Source organism: Mesorhizobium sp. 131-2-1 (assembly GCF_016756535.1).
GTDB lineage: Bacteria > Pseudomonadota > Alphaproteobacteria > Rhizobiales > Rhizobiaceae > Mesorhizobium.
This window is the reverse complement of record NZ_AP023247.1, coordinates 1,637,595-1,661,517: the sequence shown is the minus strand read 5'-3', so window position 1 is coordinate 1,661,517 and position 23,923 is coordinate 1,637,595. Positions and strand designations below refer to the sequence as shown.

The window sequence follows — 23,923 nt, the reverse complement described above, 5'->3', positions numbered from 1 at the left end:
ACGCGATGAAGCGTATCTATGTGGTGGGCACCGCCGACACCAAGGGCGAGGAACTCGGCTTCCTGGCGGACGCGATCACCGCCACGGGCGCCACCGTGACCCGCGTCGACGTCGGAACGCGCACTGCCACCGTGCCGGTCGATGTCACGGCCGAAGCGGTCGCCGGGCACCATCCCGATGGCCAAACGGCCGTGCTCGGCATCGACGACCGCGGCAGGTCGGTCGCGGCGATGGCCACCGCTTTTGCCCGCTTCGTCCAATCGCGAGGCGACGTATCCGGCATGATCGGCATCGGCGGCGGCGGCGGCACCTCGATCGTCACGGCGGGCATGCGCGCGCTGCCGCTCGGCCTGCCCAAGATCATGGTCTCGACGCTCGCCTCCGGCGACACCGCGCCCTATGTCGACGTCTCCGACATCGTCATGGTGCCGTCGGTGACCGACATGGCCGGCCTCAACCGCCTGTCGCGCGTCGTGCTGCACAATGCCGCCCAGGCGATCTCTGGCATGGCGCGGAGCCCGGCGCCGTCCGCCGACGGCAAGCTGTCGCTCGGGCTCACCATGTTCGGCGTCACCACGCCTTGCGTGACGGCCATCGCCGACCAGCTGCGCGCCAACTATGACTGCATGGTCTTCCACGCCACCGGCACCGGCGGCCGCACCATGGAGAAGCTTGCCGATTCAGGACTGCTTGCTGGCATCATCGACATCACCACAACGGAGGTTTGCGACCTCCTGTTTGGCGGCGTGCTGCCGGCGACGGAGGATCGGTTTGGCGCCGTCGCCCGCACGAAGCTGCCCTATGTCGGCTCGGTCGGCGCGCTCGACATGGTCAACTTCTGGGCGCCGCCGACCATTCCCGAGCGCTTTCGTGGTCGCCTCTTCTACGAGCACAATTCCAACGTGACGCTGATGCGCACGACACCTGACGAATGCCGCGCGATCGGCGCATGGATCGGCGAAAGGCTGAGCCGCTGCGACGGTCCGGTCCATTTCTTGATCCCTGAAAAGGGCGTCTCGGCGCTCGACATCGAAGGCGGCGCCTTCTTCGATCAGGAAGCGGATGCCGCGCTGTTCGAGGCCATCGAACGCACGATCCGACCGACGGCAACACGGCGGGTGACGCGCCTGCCGCTGCACATCAACGATCCCGAATTCGCCAGGGCCGCAACAGCGGCCTTCCTCGACATCGCCAGCAAGTGAGATCCGACAAGCATGGCCGCCATACCGCGCAAGAAAATCCTGGAAAAATTCCGCAAGATGATCGCCGATGGCACGCCGATCGTCGGCGGCGGCGCCGGCACCGGCCTGTCGGCCAAGGCCGAGGAAGCCGGCGGCATCGACCTCATCATCATCTACAATTCCGGCCGCTACCGCATGGCCGGTCGCGGCTCGGCCGCCGGCCTGCTCGCCTATGGCAATGCCAACGAGATCGTCAAGGAGATGGCCTACGAGGTGCTGCCGGTGGTGAAGAAGACGCCGGTACTAGCCGGTGTCAACGGCACCGATCCCTTCGTCATCATGCCGCTGTTCCTGGCCGAGCTGAAGACGATGGGCTTTTCCGGTGTTCAGAACTTCCCCACCATCGGCCTGTTCGACGGCACCATGCGGCAAAGCTTCGAGGAGACCGGCATGGGCTTCGGGCTCGAGGTCGACATGATCGCCGAGGCTCGCAAGCTCGATCTTCTTACGACCCCTTACGTCTTCAACCCGGACGAAGCGCGCGCCATGACGAAAGCCGGCGCCGACATCATCGTCGCCCATATGGGCGTGACGACAGGCGGCTCCATCGGCGCCACCTCGGCCAAGTCGCTCGACGACTGCGTAAAGGAGATCGACGCCATCGCGGCGGCCGCGCGTTTGGTGCGCAAGGACGTGATCCTGCTCTGCCACGGCGGTCCGATCTCGATGCCGGACGACGCGCGCTACATCCTGGAGCGCTGCGAAGGGCTGCACGGTTTCTATGGCGCGAGCTCGATGGAGCGGCTGCCGGCTGAAGCGGCGATCGCAAGACAGACCGCGGATTTCAAGGCGGTATCGATCGGCGGCGCGAAAACGAATGCAAAGAAAAAGAAGGGATGAGTCGATGACCGACAAGAGCAAGGTGTTCGTGTACCCGAAGGACGTCAGCGCCTTCGGCTTCGACTGGGGCAGGCTGGCCCTCACGGTCGCGCCAGAAGTGAATGGTGCGGAGCGCTTTTCCGGCGGCGTCGTCGACCTGCCCTCCGGCAAGGGCCACACCCGCCACAACCATCCGGGCGCCGAGGAGATCATCTTCGTCATCTCGGGGCATGGCGAGCAGATGGTCGAAGACGAGAACGGTAACCCGGTGGTGGCGAAGGTCGGCCCCGGCTGCACCGTCTACGTGCCCGAGAGCCGCTTCCATTCGACGCTGAACACCGGCGACCAGCCTATGCAGCTCTTCGTCGTCTATTCTCCCACCGGCCCTGAACTGGCGCTGCGCGAACTGCCGGACTTCAGGCTGCTGCCGCCGGCTGGGAAGTAAGGGAACGCTGGCTAAGCCGTCCCACCCCTGTTCCACCCCCTGGCCCGGTCGCCGAACATCACGTAGCCGGTGTCCGTCACCGCAACCGTGTCCTCCAGCTTGATGAAGCCGCGCCTTGAATGGAGCATGGTCGTCTCGACCGAGAGCACCATGTTCGTCTCCAGCGGCTTTGTCGCATAGGTGCCTTCATAGGTGACCGGATGGTTGGTCATCAGGAACGGCGCCTCATGCGTGATCAGCCCCATGCCGTGGGCGAAGAAATCGGTGTAGGGGGCCACCTTCGAGGCTTTCAGCACGGCTTCCGCGTAGGAGATCATGTCACCGCCGAGCGTGCCCGCCCTGACCTTGGAAAAGGCCGCCTGCTGCACCGCTTCAACCTCGGCCAGCAGATCCTCCAGCTCGGCGTCCGGCTCGCCGAGGATGCCCATGCGGCAGAGATCGCCGATATAGCCGTGATAGTTGCCGCCGGAATCGATCGACAGCACCTCACCCTTCTTCCACGCCTGCGGCGAGGCCGCCCGGTTGTGGCTGGAGCCGAGCGTCAGCAGGCAATATTCGAAATGCGCGCCGCGATTGGTCTCCTCGCGCCTGAGCTGCTCGATGATCTCGGTCTTGGTCGTGCCTTCGCGCGCCCATTGGATGGTCGCCAGCATGGAATCGGTGATCAGCTCGGAAGCGATGCGCAGCTTTTCGAGCTCGGCGTCGGTCTTGATGGCGCGCATTCGCTCCAGCATGCCGGTCGCATCGATGAGCTTCGCGTCCGGCAGCGCCTTGCGGATCAGCGCGTAGGCGTCCGACGGCAGGAAGGCCGGCTCGATGCCTATGCGGGCTCCATCCTTGCCGATCTTGCGCACATGCTCGACGGCGAGATTGGCGGCATCGAGCGTGCCCCAGCAGGCGGCGTGCAAGGTTGGCGTCCAGAACGGGTTGTTCTGATGCTCGGCACCCTCCATGCGATTGCCGATATAGGCGGCACGATCCGGCCCGCCCTTCTCATAGACGACGATGGGCAGGTAGCGGCTGTGGCCGATCGCGTCCATGGCCGCGAAGAAGATGAACTTGTAGCCGCCGAGCAGATACTGCGTGTTGTGCTTGGAGGTGGCGAGCAGCACGTCGATGCCGGCCTCCTCCATCAGCCCGTCCAGCCTCGCCTGGTCGAACGGAATGGCGGCGGCATTCTTGCCCGGAGCGATGTTCATTCTTTCTCTCCCTGAATGTGCCGGCCGATCGGGCCGGCTCGCCGGCTGCGCTGGTTGCTGATCGTCTGGCTGTCATCCAAATCTGCACCATCTTGCCCACTCTGGTCCAGCCAGAAATGGGCCTTTCGGCCCCGTCAGACTTCACATTGCCGCGCATCGGCCGTCGATCGCGATATCTGGTCCTACCAGACTTGCCGATCGGGCCGCTTGCTCAGCAACTGGTCCAGCGGACGGAAATTTCAAAGCCACGCCAGAATGCGCCAAATCCGTCTCTGGCGAAACCCTTGGCAAGGGCCATAATCGCCGCCGCAACGACGCTCGCGGACCCGCTAGCGCCGAGGGGAATGGCGCCCGACCGGTGGCGCGGAGGACGGAGGTCGATCATGTCAGCTTTCACCATCTCCAGGCGCAGCGTGCTTGCCGGTTCGGCGGCGCTGCTCGCCTCCACCGCCATGCCGGCGATCGGTCGCGCGCAGACGCCAAAGAAGGGCGGCCGGCTGGTCGTCGCCGCCGATTCCGAGCCGCGCAACCTCAACCCGGCGATCGTCGCTTCCAACGGCGTCTTCTTTATCTCCAGCAAGGTCGTGGAGACGCTGGCCGAGGCCTCCTTCGACGGCAAGGACGGACTCCAGCCGCGCCTCGCACTCTCCTGGGAAGGCGCCGCCGACGGCCTGTCGGTGACGTTCAAATTGCGCGATGGCGTCAAGTGGCATGACGGCAAGCCCTTCACCTCCGCCGACGTCGCCTTCTCGGCGCTGCAGGTGTGGAAGCCGCTGCAGAATCTCGGCCGCACCGTGTTCAAGGACCTGGCAGCCGTCGAAACGCCGGACGAACTGACCGCCGTCTTCAAATTCGCCAAGCCGACGCCGTTCCAGCTGATCCGCAACGCCTTGCCCGCACTGAGCAGCGTGGTGCCGAAGCACGTCTACGAGAACGGCAAGATCGAGGAGAACCCGGCCAACAACGCGCCGGTCGGCACCGGCCCGTTCAAATTCGCCGAATACAAGGCCGGCCAGTATTACCGGCTGGCTAAGAACGCCGACTATTGGGGGAAGGACGAGCCCTATCTCGACGAGATCGTCTACCAGGTGCTGCCGGACCGTGGCTCGGCCGCGGCCGCGCTCGAAGCGGAGGAGATCCAGCTCGCCGCCTTCTCCGCCGTGCCGCTCGCCGATCTCGACCGCATCTCCAAGGTGGCGGGCCTGAAGGTGATCACCAAGGGCTATGAGGGGCTGACCTACCAGCTCGTCGTCGAGATCAACCATCGCCGCAAGGAGCTAGCCGACATCAAGGTCCGGCAGGCGATCGCCCATGCCATCGACAAGGACTTCGTCGTCAAGACGATCTTCCTCGGCTACGCCGCGACCGCGACCGGCCCGGTGCCGAAGAACGATCCGCAATTCTACACCGCCGACGTGCCGACCTATGCCTTCGACGTCGCCAAGGCCAATGCGCTTCTCGACGAGGCCGGCTACAAGAAGGGCCCCGACGGCAAGCGCTTCTCGCTGAAACTTTTGCCGGCGCCCTACTTCAACGAGACCAAGCAGTTCGGCGATTATCTGCGCCAGGCGCTGGCCGCAATCGGCATCGACGCCGAACTGGTCAACAACGATTCTCCAGCCCACATCAAGGCGGTCTACACCGACCATGCCTTCGACCTCGCCGTCGGCCCGCCGGTGTTCCGCGGCGACCCGGCGATCTCGACCACCATCCTGGTGCAGAGCGGCATTCCCGACGGCGTGCCCTTCTCCAACCAGGGCGGCTACAAGAACGCGGATCTCGACGCGCTCATCGCCAAGGCCTCCGAGACGCTCGACACATCGGCGCGCACCGACCTCTACAAGGAATTCCAGAAGAAGGTGGCGGCCGACCTGCCGCTGATCAACGTCGCCGAATGGAGTTTTATCAGCGTCGCCCGCGAAACGGTGGGGAATATCGCCAACAACCCGCGCTGGGCAGTCTCGAACTGGGCGGACACCTATTTGGCCGGCTGATCGCAGCTCTACAGGCTTGCGGTTCGCGTGTCCGGGTGCTCAGGTTTGACGATGAGCGTTCCTTCGCGCCCCCCTCTGTCCTGCCGGACATCTCCCCCACGAGGGGGGAGATCAGCAGGTCCCGCGCCTAACTCAATCCTGCGACGTTGGAGATTGGCGAAGGCAGCGATGACAACCGATCTCCCCCGAAGTGGGGGAGATGTCCGGCAGGACAGAGGGGGGCGCCGTAGAGCTCAACCTTGCGAGTTTGGCTCTAGCGCAATCGCCCCTTCCCCATGAACCGCGCCCTCGCCCTCATCCGCCGCCGTCTCGTCGGCAGCGTCTTCGTGCTCCTGATCGTCGTCATCGGCACCTTCCTTCTGCTCGAGGCGGCCCCCGGCGACGCGGTCGATGCCTACATCGTCTCGACCGGCGGCGATGCCGGCCTGATCGAGGTGCTGCGCCATCGCTGGGGTCTCGACCAGTCGGAACTGACGCGGCTCGCCAACTATCTCTGGGCGCTCTGCCATCTCGACCTCGGCCAGTCCGTCACCTTCTCGCGCCCGATCCGCGACGTCGTCCTCGAACGCTTGCCCACCACGCTCATCCTGATGGGCAGCGCCACCGCGCTGTCCTTCGGCCTCGGCTCGGCGCTCGGCATCTATGCAGGCGCGCGACCAGGCAGCCTTCGCGACCGCTTCCTGTCGATCGGCTCGCTGGCGCTCTATGCCGTGCCCGGCTTCTGGCTCGGCCTGGTGCTGATCGTTGTCTTCGCCGTCGACCTGCGCTGGCTGCCGATCGGCGGCATCGAGACCATCGCCTCAGGCAAGACCGGCCTCGACCGCGCCGCCGACATCGCCACCCACCTCGTGCTGCCGGTGTCGGCACTCGGCTTCATCTATCTCGCGCTCTATCTGCGCATGATGCGCGCCGGCATGGCCGAGGCCTGGCGGCAGGACTTCGTCCTCGCAGCCCGCGCCAGGGGCCTGTCGCGCCGCCGTATCGTGCTCGCCCATGTCGCCCGCAACGCGCTCTTGCCCTTGGTCACCATGCTCGGGCTGCAGTCGGCGCAGATGCTGGGCGGCAGCGTCGTCATCGAAAGCGTCTTTGCCGTGCCCGGCCTCGGCCGGCTGGCGCAGGAAGCTGTCGCGGGACGCGACACGCCGCTGCTTCTCGGCATCATTCTCACCAGCGCCGTGCTCGTCATCCTGATCAACCTGCTGGTCGACCTCGCCTATGCCGTGCTCGATCCGCGCGTCGGCGCCAGCGAGGCCGGAGCGTGAACGGGCTTCGCCGTTTGCTGCGCACGCCGGAGGCAGTCGCCGGCGCAATCATCCTGGCGGTGCTGTTCGCCATGGCGCTATCCGCTTCGCTGATCTTTCCCGGCGACCCGCAGGCAATCGCAGGTCCGGCTCTGCTGCCGCCCTTCCAGGACTGGTCGCTGCCGTTCGGCACCGACCGGCTCGGCCGTGACGTGCTTGCCGAGCTCTTTCATGGAGCCCGCACCTCGCTGGCCGTCGGTCTGGCGGCGTCCGCTGCCGCCCTTATCATCGGCGTGGTGATCGGAACGCTGGCCGGCTTTGCCGGCGGCCTCGCCGATGAGGTGCTGATGCGCGTCACCGACGCCTTCCAGACGGTGCCCGGCTTCCTGCTGGCACTCGCCTTCGTCAGCATTGTCGGCCCGTCGCTCGGCGTCGTCGTCGCGGCCATCGCGCTCGGTGCCTGGACCGGACCGGCGCGCGTCGCGCGCGCCGAGGTGCTGTCGATCCGCGAGCGCGACTATGTCGCCGGCGCCCGCGTCATCGGCATGCATCCGCTCGAGATCGCCTTTCGCGAAGTGCTGCCCAACACGCTGCCGCCGGTGCTGGCGCTGTCGTCGGTGATCGTCGCGGCGGCGATCCTCACCGAGGCAGCACTTTCCTTTCTCGGGCTAGGCGACCCCAACCGCGTCACCTGGGGCGGCATGATCGCGGAAGGCCGCGCCGTGCTGCGCACCGCGCCTTCCCTGTCGATCATTCCCGGCATCGCCCTGGTGCTGACCGTGCTCGGTGTCTACCTCGCCGGCGAAGGCGTCGTCGAAACGACTGCGGTGCGGAGAAGCCTGTCGTGACGGCGCTGCTTTCAATCCGCGACCTTTCGGTCGCCTACCGCGGCAATGGCGTTGAGGTGCCGGCGCTGCAGGGCGTCGGCCTGGAGATCGAGGCCGGTGAGCGCCTGGCCATCATCGGCGAAAGCGGTTCTGGCAAGAGCACGCTGGCGCTGGCGATCGCTGGGTTGCTGCCGGGGTCTGCCAGGATTGAGGGGCAGATCGATTGGTTCTTGCCATCAAGCGCGGGTGCCAAGGCACCCCCCTCTGTCCTGCCGGACATCTCCCCCGCAAGGGGGGAGATCAGCACCTTCGCCGTTGGCTCTCCTCCTGCAACGTTGGAGATTGGCGAAAGCAGCGATGACAGCTCAATCTCCCCCCTTGCGGGGGAGATGTCCGGCAGGACAGAGGGGGGTGTGAAGGAACTCCAGCCTAAGTTCGTTCCCCTCCTCGGCCGCGACACCGGCTTCGTCTTCCAGGATCCCTCCGCCAGCCTCGACCCGGTCATGCCGATCGGCAAGCAGATCGCCGAAGTCGCCCACACGCATCTCAACCTCGGCTGGCCTCGAGCCTACGCCAAAGCCAGAACCCTGCTCGAACGCGTCCGCTTGCCTGACCCTGGCGCCGCCATGCGCGCCTACCCGCACCAGCTTTCCGGCGGCCAGAAGCAGCGCGTGGCGATCGCCGCGGCAATTGCCGCCGGGCCAAGACTGCTGATCGCCGACGAGGCGACCAGCGCACTCGACACCATCGTGCAGGCCGAGATCGTGTCGCTCATCCGGCGGCTGGTGGCCGAGGACGGCATGACGCTTCTGTTCATCAGCCACGACATTGCGCTCGCCGCCGAGCTTGCTGAACGCATTGCCGTATTCCGCCATGGCAAGTTGCTCGAGCTCGGCACGACGGCGGAGATCGTCAACGCCCCGCGCCACGCCTACACGCGCGCACTGCTCGACGCCCATCTCGGCCTCGACACCGGGCCTCTGCGGCGCACCGGAGCGCCGGCATGAGCACGCCATTGCTGGCCGTTTCCGGCCTGACCAAGCGCTATCGCCGCGGTGGCAAGGCGGTCTCCGCCGTCAACGACGTTTCCTTCGCGATCGAGCCCGGCGAGACGCTGGCGCTCGCCGGCCCGTCCGGCAGCGGCAAATCGACCATTGCGCGGCTGGTGCTAAGGCTGATCGAGCCGGACGCCGGCACCATCCAGTTCGAAGGCGGCGATTTCCGCTCGCTGGGCGGAGCGGCCCTGCGCGCAAAGCGCGCGCGGCTGCAAATGGTGTTCCAGGATCCGCTCGCTGCCTTCAACCCGCGCGCCACCGTGGCGCGCGTGCTCGACGATCCGTTGCGCATCCATGACCTCGCCTCGCGCACTGAGCGCCCGCGCCGCATTGCCGCCCTGCTGGAACGCGTCGGCCTGGCTTCCGATCTTGCGCCGCGCGCCATCCATGAAATCTCCGGCGGCCAGCGCCAGCGCGTCGCCATCGCGCGCGCTATTGCGACCAATCCCTCGCTGATCGTGCTGGACGAAGCCGTCTCGGCGCTCGACGTCTCGGTGCGCGGCCAGATCCTGGACCTGCTGCTCGACCTGCAAGCCACGGAACGGATCGCCTATCTGTTCATTTCGCATGATCTCGGCGTCGTCCGCGCCATCGCCCATCGCCTCGCCATTCTCGACGCCGGGCGGATCGCCGAGACCGGCGACGCCCGCGCCGTCATTGCGGCACCGCAATCGGCGATCGGCAAGGCGCTGGTGGCAGCGACGCCAAGACTGGATAGGAACCCAGCACTATGACCGACCCCGAGGCCAGAGCCGAAAAATTGTCGCGCGAGCTCGACTCCGCTTTCCGCAACCGGGCCGATCTCTACCGTCTGTTCCTCGACGAACTGACCGCGGAGCTCGGCGCCGAGAGGGCCGAGGCGGTGATGATCCGCACCATCGAGCAGCGCGGCAGGGAAGTGGCGGCGGTGGCCTTCGCCGATTTCGGACCCAACGATGCGCGGGCGATCGGCGAGGCGTTTCTGGCCGTAAGCCCGGATGGCGGCCACATGTACCCGACCGATGTCGAGCGCAACGCGACCCACATCGCCTTCAGAGTGAAGCGCTGTCCGCTGAAGGACGCCTGGGTCGAGGCAGGCGTCGGCGAGGAAAAGCTCGCCACGCTCTGCCGCATCGCCGGCGCCTTCGACCGTGGCCTGTTCGAGGCGACCGGCGTGCGCTTCGACAACGTCACCTGGACGCCGGGCCACGGTTCCGGCTGCTGCCACATCGCGCTGACCAACAGGGATGCCGGCTAAGGCAACCCCGGCGGTTCAGTGCTTGATGCGGTCGCGCATCGCGTACCACAGCATGCCCAGCACATAGAGCGGACCGCGCAGCGCCGTGCCGCCGGGGAACGGCAGCGGGCTGAGCGTCGCGAACAGGTCGAGCCGCGCGGAATCGCCGGTGATCGCCTCGGCCAGCAGCTTGCCGGACAGCGTCGACAGGATGACGCCCTTGCCGGAATAGCCATGCGCGAAATAGACCTCGCCATAGTGCCCGACATGCGGCAAGCGCGACGTCGTCACCGACACCAGGCCGCCCCAGGCGTGATCGATGCGGCAGCCCTTCAATTGCGGGAAGGTCTGTTCCATATGCGGCCGCACGAAGCCGGCGATGTCGGCCGGCGGCGACGGTGTGTAGCGCTCGCCGCCGCCGAAAAGCAGCCGCCCGTCCGCCGACATCCGGTAGTAGTTGACGACGAAGCGCGTGTCGGACACCGCGACATTGGCCGGGATGACACTGCGCTTGCCCTCCAGCGGCTCGGTGGCGACGATGTAGTTGCCGACCGGCATGATGCGGCTGTTGACGCGTGGCTCCAGTCCCTGCAGCAGCGCGTCGCCGGCCAGCACGACATGTTTCGCCCGCACCGATCCCTTTGCCGTCGAGACCCTGATTGAAGGCTCCCGCTCCAGCCGCAAAGCGACCGAGTTCTCGTGGATGACGACGCCTGCCGCGACCGCCGCACGGGCAAGGCCGAGCGTGTAGTTCAGCGGATGCATGTGGCCGCCGAGCGGCTCGTACATGGCGCCGTGATAGGGTGTGTCGACCTTGCCGCGTGCTTCCGCGGCCGACAGGATCTCGACGTCACGAAAATTCATCACCCTGGCCAGGCACTCGGCCTCGTCTTCCAGGTCCTTGAGGTCGGAGCTGTTCACCGCGCCGACCAGATGGCCGGTGAGCCTGAGGTCGCAGTCGATGGCGTGACGCCCGATGATGTCGAGCACCAGGCCGCGCGCCTCGAAGGCGAGGTCGAACAGCGCCTTCGCCCGTTCCGGCCCGTAGGCCTTGACCAGACCCTTGGCGCCCTTGCGCAGGCCGGGGATCATCTGGCCGCCATTGCGGCCCGATGCGCCCCAGCCGATCCTGCCGCCTTCGAGCAGCACCACCCTCAGCCCGCGCTCGGCAGCGTGGAGCGCCGCCGACAGGCCGGTGCAGCCGCCGCCGACCACCACCAGGTCGGCCTCGACATCGCCGATGAGCGCCGGATGATCCGGCGCCGGATTGGCGGTGGCGACATAATAGGATTTGCCGATATCGAGACCGGAATTGAAACCCGTCGAACTGGAAACCATCGTCACACCTTGAGCAAAAGGTGGTCGCGTTCCCAGGACGTCACGACGCTCTGGAACAGGTCGAGCTCGACGCTCTTGACGCGCAGATAGGTCTGGAAGAAATCCTCGCCGAGCAGCGCCCGCACCGGCGCGCAGGTGGTGAACCGGTCGAGCGCCTCCTCCATGGTCTTCGGCAGTGTGCTCTTGATCTTGTAGGCATTGCCCGATGCTTCCGCCGAGCGCGCGATCTTCTCCTCCACGCCGAGATAGCCTGCGAGAAGCGAGCCGGCGATCGCCAGATAGGGATTGGCATCGGCTCCCGGCAGCCGGTTCTCCACCCGCCGCGCGGCGCGGCCACCGGCCGGCACGCGCAGGCCGCATGAGCGGTTGTCGTGCGACCATTCGATATTGGCCGGCGCGCTGTGGTTGGGGCGGATGCGACGATACGAATTCACGTTCGGCGCAAACAGCGGCATGATTTCAGGGACGTATTTCTGCAGACCGCCGATAAAATGCCCAAACATTGCAGTGTCGGCATCGTCGCTTCCGGCGAAAAGCGTGTTGCCGGCCTCGTCGACAACCGACATGTGGAGATGCATCGAGCTGCCGGCCTGCGCCGCGATGGGCTTCGCCATGAAAGTGGCGTGCATGCCGCTTTGCTGCGCCGCCTGCCTGGTCAGGCGCTTGAACAGCAGCACCTTGTCGGCCAGCGTCAGCGCGTCGCCATGCAGGAAGTTGATCTCGAGCTGCGCCGTACCCGATTCATGGATCAGCGTATCGAGGGGCAACCCGGCGGCCGCCGCATGCGCGTAGATGCGCTGGATGACCGGCTCGAACTCCTCCAGCGCCGCCATGTCATAGGGATGCTGCACGCTTTCGGCGCGGCCGTTGCGCCCGGCCGGCGCGGTCAGCGGACGATCGGGGTCGGGGTTTGGCGCGGTGAGATAGAATTCGAGCTCCGGCGCCACCACCGCCCGCCAGCCGCGCTGGCGATAGAGATCGAGCACCGCCCGCAAGACATGACGCGGCGAGGCCATCCAGGGACGATCGTCCATGTGGAAGGCATCGGCAAACACATAGGCCTTGCCCGGGCCGCCGCCGGGCGCCAGGCAAAGTGTGCCGACATCAGGCATCATGCGCATGTCCGGATCCTGATAGGCGAACCCTTCGTCGATCGAGCCGGAATAGCGGCCGTCTATGCTGACCAGGAAGGCGCTGCTCGGCAGATAGAGCGCGCGATCCTCCAGCGCCTTGAGGAATTTCGCCGCCGGCAGGGCCTTGCCGCGCAGCACGCCGTTCATGTCGGGCACGAGGCATTCGACTTCGCTGATCGCGTGCGCGGCCAGCCAGCTTTTCGGATCATTGGCGCCGCTCATCGGCGGCAGGGTCATCATATGGTTTTCAGGCATTCTTTCATGTCCGTATCAAAGAGAGGATCGCTTCGGCGGCCACATCCGTTCCAGGCTTCAGCGCCATTTGCGCTGCATTGTCCTTCAGGCGGGCGCGCATCGCATCGTCGGCCAGCAGGCCGAGAATCGCTCTCTCCAATACTCCCTCGGTCCAGCCGTCGCGGCCGATATGGCTGCCGACACCGGTCTCCTCGGCGCGTCGCGCATTGTCGTGCCCGTCCCAGCAATAGGGCATGATCAGCGACGGCACCCCGAAGCGCAGCGCCTCGCAAAAGCTGTTGTTGCCACCGTGATGGATGAAGAGGTCCGATTTCGCCACCACTGAGGGCTGCGGGAACCAGGCATCGAGATAGACATTGTCGGGCACCGCGCGGTAGGCATCGCGCAGGCCGCCGACATTGACGATGAACCGGGCGGGCAGCCTGTCGAACACCGCCAGCATGCGCTGGATCAGCCCGACATCCATGGCGCCCAGGCTGCCGAAGCTGACATAGACCAGCGGCCCTTTGTTGCGCGGAAAGACCGGAACCTCGAATGGCCCTTCGGAGCGGACACAGCCCTCGAGATAGGTGAAGCGCGCGGCGTCGAGCGGCTCGGCACGCTCGCGACGCACGATGGCCGGCGTCAACAGCAGGTTGAGGTCGGGCGACGCCTCCAGGAACAGCCCCTTCGGCAGCGGCGCGAGGCCCGCATCCGCGCGCATCCGGTTGAACCGCTCATGCGCCGGAGCGACCGCTGCGAGATAGCGCGCCTCGAAGGCGGCACGCTCGGGGTCGTCGGCGGCAAGGCCGGACAGATAGGGCGGCACCTCGGCATCGGGCAGCTCCGTCTCGGCGCAGGAGATGACGCGCACCCACGGGCAGCCGGCTGCGGCGAGCGCCGGAAACATGATGACGTTGTCTAGCACGACCGCGTCGGGCTTCAGCCGCGCCAGCAATTGCCTGAGCGGCGCCTCGGCCTGGACCGCCGTGTCGACGATCGCCTGCCATGTCGGGGCGACGTAGGTTTCGAGCTGGTCGACGGGGCTCAGCCGGAAATGCGGCAGATGGCGGCGCACGAAGGCCTGCCAGTAGCTCTGCCGCTCGCTGTCGCTGAGCGGGTCGTCGGTCGGCAACTGGTATTCCTGGAAGCCGTAGTCGGCGAAGACGCCGGAAAAGCCGGCATGGCAGATGAAGACCGGCCGGGCACCGCGCGCGCGCAGTGCCTGCGCGATGCCGACGCAATTGAGCGCCGCGCCGAAGCTCGCTTCGGGGAACAGCGCTATGGTCGGGCTGGCTTTGCGCGTCACGATGTCCTCGGTCAATCCGGCCGGCTGATCATGCCGAACAGCGCCGGAGCGCCGCGGCTGGCCGCCCGCGGCCGCTGGCTGCGCGACAGCCTCAGATGCACGCGCAGCAGGTCGGCGGCAACCTCATACTGCCGGTTTTCCAGATGGTCGAGTATGGTGAGGTGCTCGCGCAGCGACTGCTTCAGTCGGAACACGTTGACGCCGGCATAGACCCCGGGCAGCCGGCGCAGCCTCAGATGATCCGACAGCGCGTCGGTGACGAAGCGGTTGGCCGAGCCGTCGGCGATCATGCCGTGGAACTCGATGTCCAGCCGCTGGAACTCCTTGATGTCGAAAGCCGCGTCGGCCTGCCCCGTCAGCGCCTCCATGCTCTGGCGAAGTGCCGCCGCCCGCGCGCCGTCGAGTTGGAACCCCGGCGTCAGGATGGCGGCGGGCTCCAGCAAAAGACGGAACTCGTAACTCTCGCCTTGCGCCTCGGGATCGTCGGGGGTGCGGCGAAACAGCCAGGACTGGCCCGGCGCGCGGTCGACGAGATTTTCTTCCGTCAGTCTCTGAAGCGCTTTTAGTACCGTCTTGCGACCCGCATCGTACCGGCGCATCAGCCCGCTTACGGTCACCGTCTGGTCCAACCGCCGCGCCGAGCGATCGCGCAGGATCGCCTCGGCCAGCTCGTCTTCCTCCGTATTCGGCAATTCGGTGGCGACGGTCGCCTGCGTCGTGAGGTCGACGGCGAGGCGATAGCCGGTGGCGGCTTCCCAGCGCACCACGCCCTGTTCCGTGAGCAGGCGCAATGCCGCCCGCACCGGAGTCCGCGAAACGCTGCAGAGCGAGGCGATCTGCTGTTCGGGAAGATGGGCACCGGGCTCGAAGCCGCGCTGCCTGGCGACGTCCAGGATCCGCTGCGCGAGATCGAGATGGTTGGTGCGAGGTCGCCTGGCTGCCGCTTGCATGACTTGTTCTCGTGAACGGGCGTGATGCCCCGGTTTGGCCGACCGTCCCTACCGACGCAATCGGCCAGATTCCGGAGCCGCCTGTCAAATTATGGATTGACGTACTTTTTTCTGCAATAGTACTGTCATTGCAATCGGCGACAAAAGACCGGGGAACAGGATCGAGCCCGCGGCGGGAACCGCGAATGCCGATCCGGCAACGAATTCGACGATCAACCGGAATGGGAGTCTGTCATGAACACCGCCCTGCGGCACCGTTCGCTCAGAACGTCTTCAATCGCGCTTGGCCTCGCACTGGTGCTTTCGGCGCCGGCCGCCGCCGCCGACCTCGTCATCTCCAACTGGGACGGCTACATGGCGCCGGACGCCATGGCCGCCTTCAAGACCGCGACGGGTGTTTCCGGCGAGGTCGTGGTCCACGCCACCAATGAGGAGATCATGGGCAAGCTCGTCGCCTCCGGCGGCAAGGGCTATGACGTGGTCTTCGTCTCCTCGCCCTTTGCCGAGGTGCTGAACAAGCTTGGCCTGACCGAGCCGATCGACCACGCCAAGGTCCCCAACCTCGCCAATCTCTACCCGGAGGCGACAAAGCTGCCGCACGATGTCGGCAATGCCTTCTCCGTCCCCTACACCTGGGGCACGACCGGCCTCTGCTACCGCTCGGACCTGGTCAAGACGGCGCCGACCAGCTGGAGCGACCTGCTTGCGCCTGCCGACGACCTCAAGGGCAAGACCACCATGCTGGCTACCGACCGCTGGCTGCTCGCCGCCGGCCAGCTCGACAAGGGCTTCTCCGTCAACGAGACCGACCCGGCCAAGATGGCCGAGGTCAAGGATCTGCTGATCTCGGCCAAGAAGACCCTGCTCGCCTATGACGACACCACCTTCTATTCGAAGCTGGTTTCCGGCGAGGCGTTGCTGGTGCAGGCCTGGGACGGCTGGTGCAACTACGGCATCGCCGAAAAGCCCGAGATCAAATACGTCATTCCGAAGGAAGGCTCGGATCTCTGGGTCGACACGATGGTGGTGATGAAGGCTTCCGAGCACAAGGATGCCGCCTTCAAGTTCATCAACTTCATGCTCGACGCCAAGAACCACGCCTGGGCGGCCCAGAACATCGACTACAAGGTGCCGAACAAGCCGGCGATGGAGAGCCTGCCGGCCGACTTCCTGGCCAAGTTCCCGAACATGGCGATGCCGGTGGCCGACCTCGTCAAGTTCGAGCAGCTGCGCGACGTCGGCGACGCCCAGCGCGACTATTCCAAGATCGTCAGCGAGATCAAGGCCGCGCAGTAGGCGCTGACAGGCCAGAGACAACAGCCGGTGGCGGCGTGCCGCCATCGGCCGCTGAGCGGTATCGAAAATTGTCCCAGACCAGACTTCGTTCCAACCTGCTGATGGCGCCGGCTTTGGCCTGGCTGACGGCCCTGATGGTCGTGCCATGCGCGCTGGTGCTGGCGCTCGCCTTTTTCCGGCGCGGCATCTATGGCGGCATCGAATACACCTTCACGCTGGAGAATTTCGGCCAGGTCCTCGACCCGCTCTATGCCGGCATCTTCCTCAATTCGGCGCGCATCGCCGGCACCGCGACCCTGATCGCCGTCATCATCGGCTACGCCGCCGCTTATGCGATTGCCGCGGCGCCTCGCCGGCTGCAGCCGGTGTTCCTGTTCTTCGCCGTGCTGCCGTTCTGGTCGAACTACCTGATCCGCACCTATGCCTGGATCGTGCTGCTCAACCGCGAGGGCCTCGTCACCCAGTTACTGCGCTGGATGGGCTATGCGGGCGAGCCGCCGTCGATGCTCTACACTGAGGGCGCCGTCATCGCCGGCCTGGTCTACAACTACCTGCCCTTCGTCATCCTCGCCTGCTACGCGCCGCTATCGCGCCTCAACCCCGAACTGGCCGAAGCCTCGCGCGATCTCGGCGCGTCGGCTCTCACCACTTTTCGCCGCATCATCCTGCCCTTGACGGTGCCTGGCATCGCCGCCGGCGCGGTCTTCGTCTTCGTGCTGTCGATCGGCAATTTCGTCACCCCCGCTCTGCTCGGCGGCGGCCGCTTCCAGATGATCGGCAACCTCGTCTACGACCAGTTCCTGACCGCCAATGACTGGCCGTTCGGAGCCGCGCTCGCCATGGCGCTGATCGCCATCATGCTCGTGGTCCTGATGGCGCAGGCGCTGCTTGCCGACCGCGCCGCTGGTCGTGCCAGGGAAGCCAGCGGAGGCGCCGATGGCTGAGCGCTCCCCCGGTACCCGGCGCGGGCTCTGGCTCGTGCTCGTCCTGGTCTTCGCCTTCCTCTACATCCCGATCGCCGTGCTGGTGGCTCTGTCCTTCAACGCCGGCGGACTGCCGACGGCATGGTCGGGCTTTTCGCTGAAATGGTACGCCTCGCTCGCCGGCAATGCGGCGATCCTGCAGGCCGCCCTCAACACGCTGATCGTGGCGCTGGTCTCGACCGCCATCGCCACGCTGCTCGGTACGTTGCTGGCGATCGGCATCGAGATGCGCCGACAGTACGGCAAGGGGCTGGAAGCGCTGATCTTCGCGCCGATGATCATTCCAGACATCGTGCTCGCCATCGCGCTGCTGTCGTTCTTCTCGATGCTCAATGTCACAATGGGCCTGCACACCATCATCCTCGCCCATGTTGTCTTCAACCTTGCCTTTGTCTGCTCGGTGGTGCGCGCGCGGCTGAAGAGCTTCGACTGGTCGATCGTCGAGGCATCCGCCGATCTTGGCGCCTCCGCGCTCACCACCTTCCGGCGGGTGACATTGCCGGTCATCCTGCCGGCGGTGGTCGCTGGGGCGCTGCTCGCCTTCACACTGTCGGTCGACGAGTTCATCATCGCCTTCTTCACCGCCGGCGCCGGGCGCGCCTCGACCACCCTGCCGATGCAGATCTATTCGATGATCCGCTTCGGCATCACGCCGGAGATCAACGCACTGGCGACCATTGTCATGGCGGTCAGCATCACCGCGCTCACCCTTTCGCAGCGGCTCAATCGTGGGGTCATCGGCCAATGAGCGAACCGCGCACGCTGCTCCAGATCGATCGCGTGTCGAAGAATTTCGGCCGCGTGAGGGCCGTCGACGGCATTTCGCTCGACATCCGCGAGAACGAGTTCTTCGCCCTGCTCGGCCCCTCCGGCTGCGGCAAGACCACGCTGCTGCGCATGCTGGCCGGCTTCGAGACTCCCAGCGACGGCCAGATCCTGCTCGACGGGCGCGACATCGCCCGCACGCCGCCCAACAAGCGGCCGGTCAACCTGATGTTCCAGTCCTATGCGCTGTTTCCGCATATGAGTGTCAGGGCCAATGTCTCCTACGGCCTCGAAATGGAGCGTTTGCCGGCGACCGAGATCCGCAGCCGCGTCGACGCCATCCTGGCGACCACCGAGTTGGTGCCCTTCGCCGACCGCAAGCCGGAGCAATTGTCGGGCGGCCAGAAGCAGCGCGTCGCGCTTGCCCGCGCCCTGGTCAAGCGGCCTCGACTGCTTCTGCTCGACGAGCCGCTCGGCGCGCTCGACAAGAAGCTGCGCGGCGCCATGCAGCTCGAGCTGAAGCGCCTGCAGCACGAAGTCGGCATCACCTTCGTCATCGTCACGCATGACCAGGAGGAATCGCTGGTCATGGCCGACCGCATGGCGGTGCTGAAGGACGGCAGGCTGTTGCAATGCGACACGCCGCACGCGATCTATGAGCATCCTTCCGACCGCTTCGTCGCCGACTTCATCGGCGTGATGAATTTCGTCCCCGGCCGCGCCGATGCCAACGGGGTCCAGGCGGCGAATGGCACCAGGATCACCGGCAAGGTGCCGGCGACGCTTTCGTCGGGTGCCGCCGCGGTCGCCGCGGTGCGGCCCGAGCGCATCCGGCTGTTCCCCGCGCCCGACACCGCCAACCGCGTCGCCGGCACGGTCGAGGCGCTGGCCTATCAGGGCCTCGACCTGCAGGTGCATGTCCGCACCGCGCTGTCGGAAAAACCGTTCCTGGTGCGCGTCACCGCCGACGCCGCCGACCGCCGGCCGGTCGCGGCGGGCGACCGGATCGAGCTCGGCTGGGACGCCGCCGACGTCAGAATTTTCGCAGATTGATGGAGAGACAAACCATGGCGCAGAAGACGATCGCGTTTTTCCCGGAAGCGGCCTTTGGCCCGGCGCTCAATTCCGTCGGCATCGCCCAGGCGGTCGAGGCGCGCGGCCACAGGGCGGTGTTCCTGTCCGACCCCGGCTTCGTCGACGTCTACAAGGGCTACGGCTTCGAGGCGCATCCGGTAAACCTCTCCGAGCCTATGCCGGCGGAGCAGATGGCAAAATTCTGGGAAGACTTCATCAACGGCCACATCCCGAACTTCCGCAAATCGCCCTACGACCAGGTCGACAATTACGTGAAGGATTGCTGGACGGCGATCGTCGACAGCGCCAAATGGGCGCAGAAGGATCTCCCCGGCGTGCTTGCGAAGATCAGGCCCGACGTCATCTCGGTCGACAACGTCATCCTGTTCCCGGCGATCAAGCAGTACGGCAAGCCCTGGGTGCGGGTCATCTCCTGCTCGGAGAACGAGATCGAGGACGAGGACATCCCGCCGCATCTTTCCGGCTGCGCCGAGAACGACCATGCCGGACACCAGCGCTACCGCGACCATTTCAACGCGGTGATCAAGCCGATCCACGACGACTTCAACGCCTTCCTCGCCGCCAATGGCGAAGCGCCCTATCCGATCGGCCAGTTCTTCGAGGCCTCGCCCTATCTCAACCTGCTACTCTATCCGCAGGCGGCGAAGTTCAACCGCCGGCATCCGCTCGACCCGGCCAAATTCCAGTATCTCGAAGGCTGCGTGCGGCAGGAGAAGCCCTACGCAATACCGACCTTTGCCAGGAACAATGACGGGCCGCTGCTCTACGTCTCCTTCGGCAGCTTGGGGGCGGGCGACGTCGACCTTCTCAAGCGCATCATCGCTGCACTCGGCAAGACGCGCTACCGGGCGCTGGTCAATGTCGGCGGCTACAAGGACCAGTACACGGACGTGCCCGGCAATGTGATCGTCGAGAGCTGGTTCCCGCAGCCTTCGGTGATCCCGCAGGTCGATGCGGTGATCCACCATGGCGGCAACAACTCCTTCACCGAGTGCCTCTATTTCGGCAAGCCGGCGATCATCATGCCCTATGTATGGGACGGTCACGACAACGCCACCCGCGTCGGCGAGATCGGCTGCGGCTTCGGCATGCCCCGCTACGACTGGAGCGATGCCGAACTGATCGCCAGGATCGAGGCCTGCCTCACCGACCCGGCGATCAAGGCGAAGCTCGCCAAGGCATCGGCGCAGATGCAGTCGCAGAACGGCCCCGAGAAGGCGGCCGGGCTGCTGGAGAAATTGCTGTGACCTCCTCCGCACCGCATCTCCACCAGGCCTCCACCCGCACCGATCTCGTCGACTGGGGCGTGCAGCCCGACGCGCTGGAAGGCGCTTCGCATTCGACAGGGCGGCTGGTGCACAAGGGACCGAACAATCAGCCGGAGTCCGGTATCTGGGTCTGCACGCCTGGGCGCTGGCGGCTCAAGATCCCGCGCGACGAGCTCTGTCACTTCGTTTCAGGTCGCGCCACCTACAAATCCGACGACGGCGAGGTGACAGAGGTGACCGCCGAGACGGTGGTGCTCTTCCCGGCCGGCTGGACCGGCGAATGCACCGTGCATGAGACCATGCGCAACGTCTACATGCTGGCCTGAGCGAGGAGCCTCACGACATGCCGACACCGCACTGGCCGAAGGCCTCGACTGTGGAACTGGACGACTGGGGTGCCGGTGCCAACCCTATCGCCGGCTCGCCGCGCGCCTCGGGCAAGATCCTGTTCCAGCACGCCGACGGATCGAGCGAATGCGGCCTCTGGTCTTGCACGCCGGGCACGCGTCACATCACCTTCGCCGTCGACGAGTTCTGCCATTTCCTGTCTGGGCGCGGCAGTTACATCCACGAGAATGGCGAGGCGATCCCGGTCGAGGCCGGAACGCTGGTGTTCTTTCCCGCCGGCTGGACCGGCACCTCCGAAATCACCGAAACGCTGACCAAGGCCTTCATGTGCCGGTGAGCAGCCAACGAACCCAGGAATAGACCGATGACCACACCTGTCATGAAATCGCCGCTCGCCATCACCGACCTCGTCGACTGGGGCGTCATCCCAACCATGATCGAGGGACAGTCCCACACCTCCGGCAAGCTCTTGTACAAGGGGCCAGAAGGCCGTTCCGAATGCGGCCTATGGGTCTGCACCCCCGGCAAATGGCACTGCCACGTCACGCGCGACGAGTTCTGCCACTTCCTCGAAGGGCGCTGCACCTATGTGCATGAATCCGGCGAGGTGATCGAGATCGAACCCGACACGGCGGCGTTCTTTCCGCAGGACTGGAAGGGCGTCTGCACCGTCCATGAGACCATCAAGAAGGTCTACATGATCCGCTGAGCCTTCTTGATAATTCTACCCTGCCGGACACCTGACGCGACTTTCTCCGCTTCCGGTGCTCACGGACCAGATGTCCGCTGCGCTCCGGTTCTCGAAAGCCGCGCCATCTGCCTCGGCAGGGCGAATTCTCAAAAAGGCTCCGCTAGGAGGACAAAATGGAATTCTCACCCGACCGGCCCACCTTGTTCGTCAATCCGGACTACCGGCCGATGGCCGGCGCGCAAAAACCGGTGATCGATCCGGCGACGCTGGAGACGGTCGGCACCATCGCTGCCGCCAGCAACAGTGAGATCGATGCCGTGCTTGCCGCCGCGACCAGGGCGCAGGCGGCGTGGAAGAAACTCGATGCCAAGAGCCGCGCCAAGCATCTGCATGCCGTGGCCAATGCCATCGAGGCGGCCGACTTCACCCGCTGCGCCGAACTGATGGTGCGCGAGATGGGCAAGCCCTATCCGGAAGCGATCGGCGAGATCGCCAATTGTGCGCCGATCTTCCGCTACTATGCCGAGATGGCGCGCGACGAGGCCGGCAAGGTCGCCGGCACGACGCAGGCGGGCTCGTTCCAGTACGCGCGCTACGAACCCTACGGCGTCTCCGTCCACATCATGCCCTACAATTTCCCGATCCTGTTGATGTGCTGGACGGTGGCCGCCTCGCTCGCCGCCGGCAACGCTTGCGTCATCAAGCCGGCTGAAGCGACGACGCTGTCGACGCTCGATTACATGACCATGTTCCGTTCGTTGCCCGAGGGCCTCGTCGCCTGCCTGCCCGGCGGCGCCGCGACGGCGCAGGCGCTGATCGCCTCGGAGCGAACCCATGCCGTCGCCTTCACCGGCTCGGTCGCCGCCGGCAAGGCGGTCGCGGTCGCTTGCGCCGAACGCATGAAGCCCTGTGTCATCGAAGCCGGCGGCAGCGATCCGCTGATCATCACGAAACATGCGCCACTGGAGGTGGCGGCGGCCGGTTCCGTCACCGCCGCCTTCCACCTCACCGGCCAGGTCTGCACCTCGGCCGAGCGCTTCTTCGTCGTCGACGCCGTGCATGACCGCTTCGTTGAACTCTTTGCTGAAAAGACCCGCGCGCTCAGGATCGGCAACGGGCTGGACCGGACCGAGATCGGCCCGCTGGTCAGCGAGGCCGCGCGGGCCAAGGTCATGCGCCTGGTCGACGACGCCATCGCCCATGGTGCGAAGGCGGTGACCGGCGGGCGCATTCCGCCGGCGCACAACACCGGCTGGTTCTACGAGCCGACGATCCTGACCGGCGTAACCCCAGACATGGCGATCGTTCGCGAGGAATGTTTCGGCCCGGTCGCCGCGATCTGCCGGGTGAAGGATTTCGACGAGGCGATCAGGCTCGCCAATGACAGTCCCTTCGGCCTCGGCGCCTCGGTGTTCACCACCGACCTCGCCGAAGCGCATGAGGCGGCCGAGCGGCTCGAAGCCGGTATGGTCTGGGTCAACAATCCGCTGATCGACAACGACGCGCTGCCTTTCGGCGGCTGGAAGGCCTCGGGCCTCGGCCGTGAGCTCGGCCGCCAGGGGCTCGACGCCTTCCGCCGCTCGAAGATGGTGATCATCGACCACAAGCCCGAAATCCAAGGCTGGTGGTATCCTTACCCCGACAGCTGGTTCCGCGACACTGGCGGCCGCAAACACGTGTGAGGCGAGCGGGGCGGAAGCCCAGGCTCAGCCGATGCTTTCGCCGCCATCGACCACCAGCGCCTGCCCGGTCATGAAGGAGGAGCGGTCGGAGACCAGGAACAGGATCGCTTCGGCGATCTCCTCGGCGCTCGCCCAGCGTCCCAGCGGAATTTTCGTGCGCACATAGCGCTCGATCGCCTCGCGTCCGCCCATTTGGGCGATGAACGGCTCGTTGAACGGCGTGTCGACCCAGCCCGGGCAAAGCGCGTTGATGCGGACATTGTGCTTTGCATAATCGAGCGACATCTGCCTGGTCATCGCCACCACGGCATGCTTCGACGTCGCATAGGCGATCATCTCGCGGTCGTAGAAGACGCCCGAATTCGAGGCGGTGTTGAGGATGACGCCGCCGCCCTGCGCGATCATCGCCGGCATCACAGACTTGGCGGCTAGGAACTGTGCCCGCACATTGATGCGCCACGAGGCATCCATGCCGTCGACGCCGACTTCCGTGAGCGTGCCGCCGACCTGGATGCCGGCATGGCTGTGCAGGATGTCGATCCGCCCATGCCTGCCGAGCGTGCCGGTGATCAGCTCCTCGACCGCGGCATCGTCACCCACATCTGTCGCAAGCGCTTCGGCGCGGCCGCCGGCTTCGCGGATGTCGCAGGCTGTGGCTTCGCCCGCGGCCCGGTCGCGGTCGGCGATCACCACCATCGCCCCTTCCCTGCCCATGATCATGGCGCCGGCGCGCCCGATGCCGGACCCGGCGCCCGTCACCACGGCGATGCGATCTTTCAGGATCATGATCGGTC

At 66.0% G+C, this 23,923-nt stretch carries 24 protein-coding genes; 18 read left to right on the top strand and 6 right to left on the bottom strand.

What is annotated here, in order from left to right; translation table 11 throughout:
* The first annotated feature begins 5 nt into the window (after positions 1-5).
* From JG743_RS08150 to JG743_RS08140, 3 genes are read left to right on the top strand one after another with little or no spacing between them, the layout of a single operon-like run.
* A complete protein-coding gene (locus JG743_RS08150; protein ID WP_202299270.1) occupies positions 6-1,202 on the top strand; it encodes a Tm-1-like ATP-binding domain-containing protein in 1,197 nt (398 codons plus the stop codon).
* 12 nt (positions 1,203-1,214) lie between these two features.
* Complete coding sequence (locus tag JG743_RS08145; RefSeq protein ID WP_202299269.1) at positions 1,215-2,081, top strand: phosphoenolpyruvate hydrolase family protein; 867 nt, start codon at positions 1,215-1,217, stop codon at positions 2,079-2,081.
* Positions 2,082-2,085: 4 nt separating this feature from the next.
* Positions 2,086-2,505 (top strand): cupin domain-containing protein, encoded by a 420-nt coding sequence (locus tag JG743_RS08140; RefSeq protein ID WP_202299268.1) that lies wholly within the window; start codon positions 2,086-2,088, stop codon positions 2,503-2,505.
* Between the two features lie 11 nt (positions 2,506-2,516).
* Here the strand turns inward: JG743_RS08140 and JG743_RS08135 are convergent, their stop codons facing one another.
* Positions 2,517-3,704 carry a M24 family metallopeptidase gene (locus tag JG743_RS08135; RefSeq protein ID WP_202299267.1) on the bottom strand — a complete coding sequence of 396 codons (1,188 nt, stop codon included), beginning with the start codon at positions 3,702-3,704 and terminating at the stop codon, positions 2,517-2,519.
* Between the two features lie 383 nt (positions 3,705-4,087).
* Between JG743_RS08135 and JG743_RS08130 the strand changes: the two genes are divergently transcribed.
* The 6 genes from JG743_RS08130 (at position 4,088) to JG743_RS08105 (ending at position 10,058) form a co-directional block, all read left to right on the top strand.
* On the top strand, positions 4,088-5,698 hold the full coding sequence (locus tag JG743_RS08130) for an ABC transporter substrate-binding protein (RefSeq protein ID WP_202299266.1): 1,611 nt from the start codon (positions 4,088-4,090) through the stop codon (positions 5,696-5,698).
* Between the two features lie 275 nt (positions 5,699-5,973).
* Positions 5,974-6,960: an ABC transporter permease gene (locus JG743_RS08125; protein ID WP_202299265.1), complete on the top strand. Its 987-nt coding sequence runs from the start codon at positions 5,974-5,976 to the stop codon at positions 6,958-6,960.
* Positions 6,957-7,787 (top strand): ABC transporter permease, encoded by an 831-nt coding sequence (locus JG743_RS08120; protein WP_202299264.1) that lies wholly within the window; start codon positions 6,957-6,959, stop codon positions 7,785-7,787. The genes JG743_RS08125 and JG743_RS08120 overlap by 4 nt, the downstream gene beginning before the upstream one ends.
* Positions 7,784-8,773, top strand: coding sequence for an ABC transporter ATP-binding protein (locus JG743_RS08115; RefSeq protein ID WP_202299263.1), 990 nt, complete (start codon positions 7,784-7,786; stop codon positions 8,771-8,773). Before JG743_RS08120 ends, JG743_RS08115 begins: the two co-directional genes overlap by 4 nt.
* Complete coding sequence (locus JG743_RS08110; protein WP_202299262.1) at positions 8,770-9,555, top strand: ATP-binding cassette domain-containing protein; 786 nt, start codon at positions 8,770-8,772, stop codon at positions 9,553-9,555. The genes JG743_RS08115 and JG743_RS08110 overlap by 4 nt, the downstream gene beginning before the upstream one ends.
* Entirely contained in the window at positions 9,552-10,058 is a 507-nt protein-coding gene (locus JG743_RS08105; RefSeq protein WP_202299261.1) for an L-2-amino-thiazoline-4-carboxylic acid hydrolase, read from the top strand. Before JG743_RS08110 ends, JG743_RS08105 begins: the two co-directional genes overlap by 4 nt.
* 15 nt (positions 10,059-10,073) lie before the next feature.
* Here the strand turns inward: JG743_RS08105 and JG743_RS08100 are convergent, their stop codons facing one another.
* Genes JG743_RS08100 through JG743_RS08085 form a run of 4 tightly spaced genes read right to left on the bottom strand, consistent with a single transcriptional unit; the run spans position 10,074 to position 15,001 of the window.
* A complete protein-coding gene (locus tag JG743_RS08100; RefSeq protein WP_202299260.1) occupies positions 10,074-11,375 on the bottom strand; it encodes an NAD(P)/FAD-dependent oxidoreductase in 1,302 nt (433 codons plus the stop codon).
* Between the two features lie 2 nt (positions 11,376-11,377).
* Positions 11,378-12,763 carry a glutamine synthetase family protein gene (locus JG743_RS08095; protein WP_202299259.1) on the bottom strand — a complete coding sequence of 462 codons (1,386 nt, stop codon included), beginning with the start codon at positions 12,761-12,763 and terminating at the stop codon, positions 11,378-11,380.
* A 4-nt stretch (positions 12,764-12,767) separates the two neighbouring features.
* Positions 12,768-14,051, bottom strand: coding sequence for a glycosyltransferase (locus JG743_RS08090; protein WP_202302512.1), 1,284 nt, complete (start codon positions 14,049-14,051; stop codon positions 12,768-12,770).
* An 11-nt stretch (positions 14,052-14,062) separates the two neighbouring features.
* On the bottom strand, positions 14,063-15,001 hold the full coding sequence (locus JG743_RS08085) for a GntR family transcriptional regulator (RefSeq protein ID WP_202299258.1): 939 nt from the start codon (positions 14,999-15,001) through the stop codon (positions 14,063-14,065).
* A 234-nt stretch (positions 15,002-15,235) separates the two neighbouring features.
* On the opposite strand from JG743_RS08085, the gene JG743_RS08080 reads away from it, so the two are divergent.
* The 9 genes from JG743_RS08080 to JG743_RS08040 all read left to right on the top strand — a co-directional run bounded on the left by JG743_RS08080 (position 15,236) and on the right by JG743_RS08040 (position 23,129).
* Entirely contained in the window at positions 15,236-16,297 is a 1,062-nt protein-coding gene (locus JG743_RS08080) for a polyamine ABC transporter substrate-binding protein (protein ID WP_202299257.1), read from the top strand.
* Between the two features lie 101 nt (positions 16,298-16,398).
* On the top strand, positions 16,399-17,241 hold the full coding sequence (locus JG743_RS08075; RefSeq protein WP_202302510.1) for an ABC transporter permease: 843 nt from the start codon (positions 16,399-16,401) through the stop codon (positions 17,239-17,241).
* Positions 17,234-18,028 carry an ABC transporter permease gene (locus JG743_RS08070; RefSeq protein ID WP_202299256.1) on the top strand — a complete coding sequence of 265 codons (795 nt, stop codon included), beginning with the start codon at positions 17,234-17,236 and terminating at the stop codon, positions 18,026-18,028. The genes JG743_RS08075 and JG743_RS08070 overlap by 8 nt, the downstream gene beginning before the upstream one ends.
* A complete protein-coding gene (locus tag JG743_RS08065; protein WP_202299255.1) occupies positions 18,025-19,098 on the top strand; it encodes an ABC transporter ATP-binding protein in 1,074 nt (357 codons plus the stop codon). The genes JG743_RS08070 and JG743_RS08065 overlap by 4 nt, the downstream gene beginning before the upstream one ends.
* A gap of 14 nt (positions 19,099-19,112) precedes the next feature.
* On the top strand, positions 19,113-20,387 hold the full coding sequence (locus JG743_RS08060; protein ID WP_202299254.1) for a glycosyltransferase: 1,275 nt from the start codon (positions 19,113-19,115) through the stop codon (positions 20,385-20,387).
* Positions 20,384-20,734, top strand: a complete 351-nt coding sequence (locus JG743_RS08055; protein ID WP_202299253.1) for a cupin domain-containing protein — start codon at positions 20,384-20,386, stop codon at positions 20,732-20,734. The genes JG743_RS08060 and JG743_RS08055 overlap by 4 nt, the downstream gene beginning before the upstream one ends.
* A 17-nt stretch (positions 20,735-20,751) precedes the next feature.
* On the top strand, positions 20,752-21,093 hold the full coding sequence (locus JG743_RS08050) for a cupin domain-containing protein (RefSeq protein ID WP_202299252.1): 342 nt from the start codon (positions 20,752-20,754) through the stop codon (positions 21,091-21,093).
* 27 nt (positions 21,094-21,120) lie between these two features.
* Positions 21,121-21,465 carry a cupin domain-containing protein gene (locus JG743_RS08045; protein ID WP_202299251.1) on the top strand — a complete coding sequence of 115 codons (345 nt, stop codon included), beginning with the start codon at positions 21,121-21,123 and terminating at the stop codon, positions 21,463-21,465.
* 155 nt (positions 21,466-21,620) lie between these two features.
* On the top strand, positions 21,621-23,129 hold the full coding sequence (locus JG743_RS08040; RefSeq protein ID WP_202299250.1) for an aldehyde dehydrogenase family protein: 1,509 nt from the start codon (positions 21,621-21,623) through the stop codon (positions 23,127-23,129).
* Positions 23,130-23,153: 24 nt separating this feature from the next.
* Here the strand turns inward: JG743_RS08040 and JG743_RS08035 are convergent, their stop codons facing one another.
* Positions 23,154-23,915, bottom strand: a complete 762-nt coding sequence (locus JG743_RS08035) for an SDR family NAD(P)-dependent oxidoreductase (RefSeq protein WP_202299249.1) — start codon at positions 23,913-23,915, stop codon at positions 23,154-23,156.
* Positions 23,916-23,923 lie beyond the last annotated feature (8 nt).

What these genes read in the sequence shown, in the direction of transcription:
- JG743_RS08105 (WP_202299261.1), top strand. Translation starts at nt 9,552, where the DNA reads ATGACCGACCCCGAGGCCAGAGCCGAAAAATTGTCGCGCGAGCTCGAC.
- JG743_RS08130 (WP_202299266.1), top strand. Translation starts at nt 4,088, where the DNA reads ATGTCAGCTTTCACCATCTCCAGGCGCAGCGTGCTTGCCGGTTCGGCG.
- JG743_RS08085 (WP_202299258.1), bottom strand. Translation starts at nt 15,001, where the DNA reads ATGCAAGCGGCAGCCAGGCGACCTCGCACCAACCATCTCGATCTCGCG.
- JG743_RS08140 (WP_202299268.1), top strand. Translation starts at nt 2,086, where the DNA reads ATGACCGACAAGAGCAAGGTGTTCGTGTACCCGAAGGACGTCAGCGCC.
- JG743_RS08100 (WP_202299260.1), bottom strand. Translation starts at nt 11,375, where the DNA reads ATGGTTTCCAGTTCGACGGGTTTCAATTCCGGTCTCGATATCGGCAAA.
- JG743_RS08075 (WP_202302510.1), top strand. Translation starts at nt 16,399, where the DNA reads ATGGCGCCGGCTTTGGCCTGGCTGACGGCCCTGATGGTCGTGCCATGC.
- JG743_RS08035 (WP_202299249.1), bottom strand. Translation starts at nt 23,915, where the DNA reads ATGATCCTGAAAGATCGCATCGCCGTGGTGACGGGCGCCGGGTCCGGC.
- JG743_RS08125 (WP_202299265.1), top strand. Translation starts at nt 5,974, where the DNA reads ATGAACCGCGCCCTCGCCCTCATCCGCCGCCGTCTCGTCGGCAGCGTC.
- JG743_RS08095 (WP_202299259.1), bottom strand. Translation starts at nt 12,763, where the DNA reads ATGCCTGAAAACCATATGATGACCCTGCCGCCGATGAGCGGCGCCAAT.
- JG743_RS08040 (WP_202299250.1), top strand. Translation starts at nt 21,621, where the DNA reads ATGGAATTCTCACCCGACCGGCCCACCTTGTTCGTCAATCCGGACTAC.
- JG743_RS08045 (WP_202299251.1), top strand. Translation starts at nt 21,121, where the DNA reads ATGACCACACCTGTCATGAAATCGCCGCTCGCCATCACCGACCTCGTC.
- JG743_RS08065 (WP_202299255.1), top strand. Translation starts at nt 18,025, where the DNA reads ATGAGCGAACCGCGCACGCTGCTCCAGATCGATCGCGTGTCGAAGAAT.
- JG743_RS08145 (WP_202299269.1), top strand. Translation starts at nt 1,215, where the DNA reads ATGGCCGCCATACCGCGCAAGAAAATCCTGGAAAAATTCCGCAAGATG.
- JG743_RS08135 (WP_202299267.1), bottom strand. Translation starts at nt 3,704, where the DNA reads ATGAACATCGCTCCGGGCAAGAATGCCGCCGCCATTCCGTTCGACCAG.
- JG743_RS08080 (WP_202299257.1), top strand. Translation starts at nt 15,236, where the DNA reads ATGAACACCGCCCTGCGGCACCGTTCGCTCAGAACGTCTTCAATCGCG.
- JG743_RS08060 (WP_202299254.1), top strand. Translation starts at nt 19,113, where the DNA reads ATGGCGCAGAAGACGATCGCGTTTTTCCCGGAAGCGGCCTTTGGCCCG.
- JG743_RS08110 (WP_202299262.1), top strand. Translation starts at nt 8,770, where the DNA reads ATGAGCACGCCATTGCTGGCCGTTTCCGGCCTGACCAAGCGCTATCGC.
- JG743_RS08150 (WP_202299270.1), top strand. Translation starts at nt 6, where the DNA reads ATGAAGCGTATCTATGTGGTGGGCACCGCCGACACCAAGGGCGAGGAA.
- JG743_RS08050 (WP_202299252.1), top strand. Translation starts at nt 20,752, where the DNA reads ATGCCGACACCGCACTGGCCGAAGGCCTCGACTGTGGAACTGGACGAC.
- JG743_RS08070 (WP_202299256.1), top strand. Translation starts at nt 17,234, where the DNA reads ATGGCTGAGCGCTCCCCCGGTACCCGGCGCGGGCTCTGGCTCGTGCTC.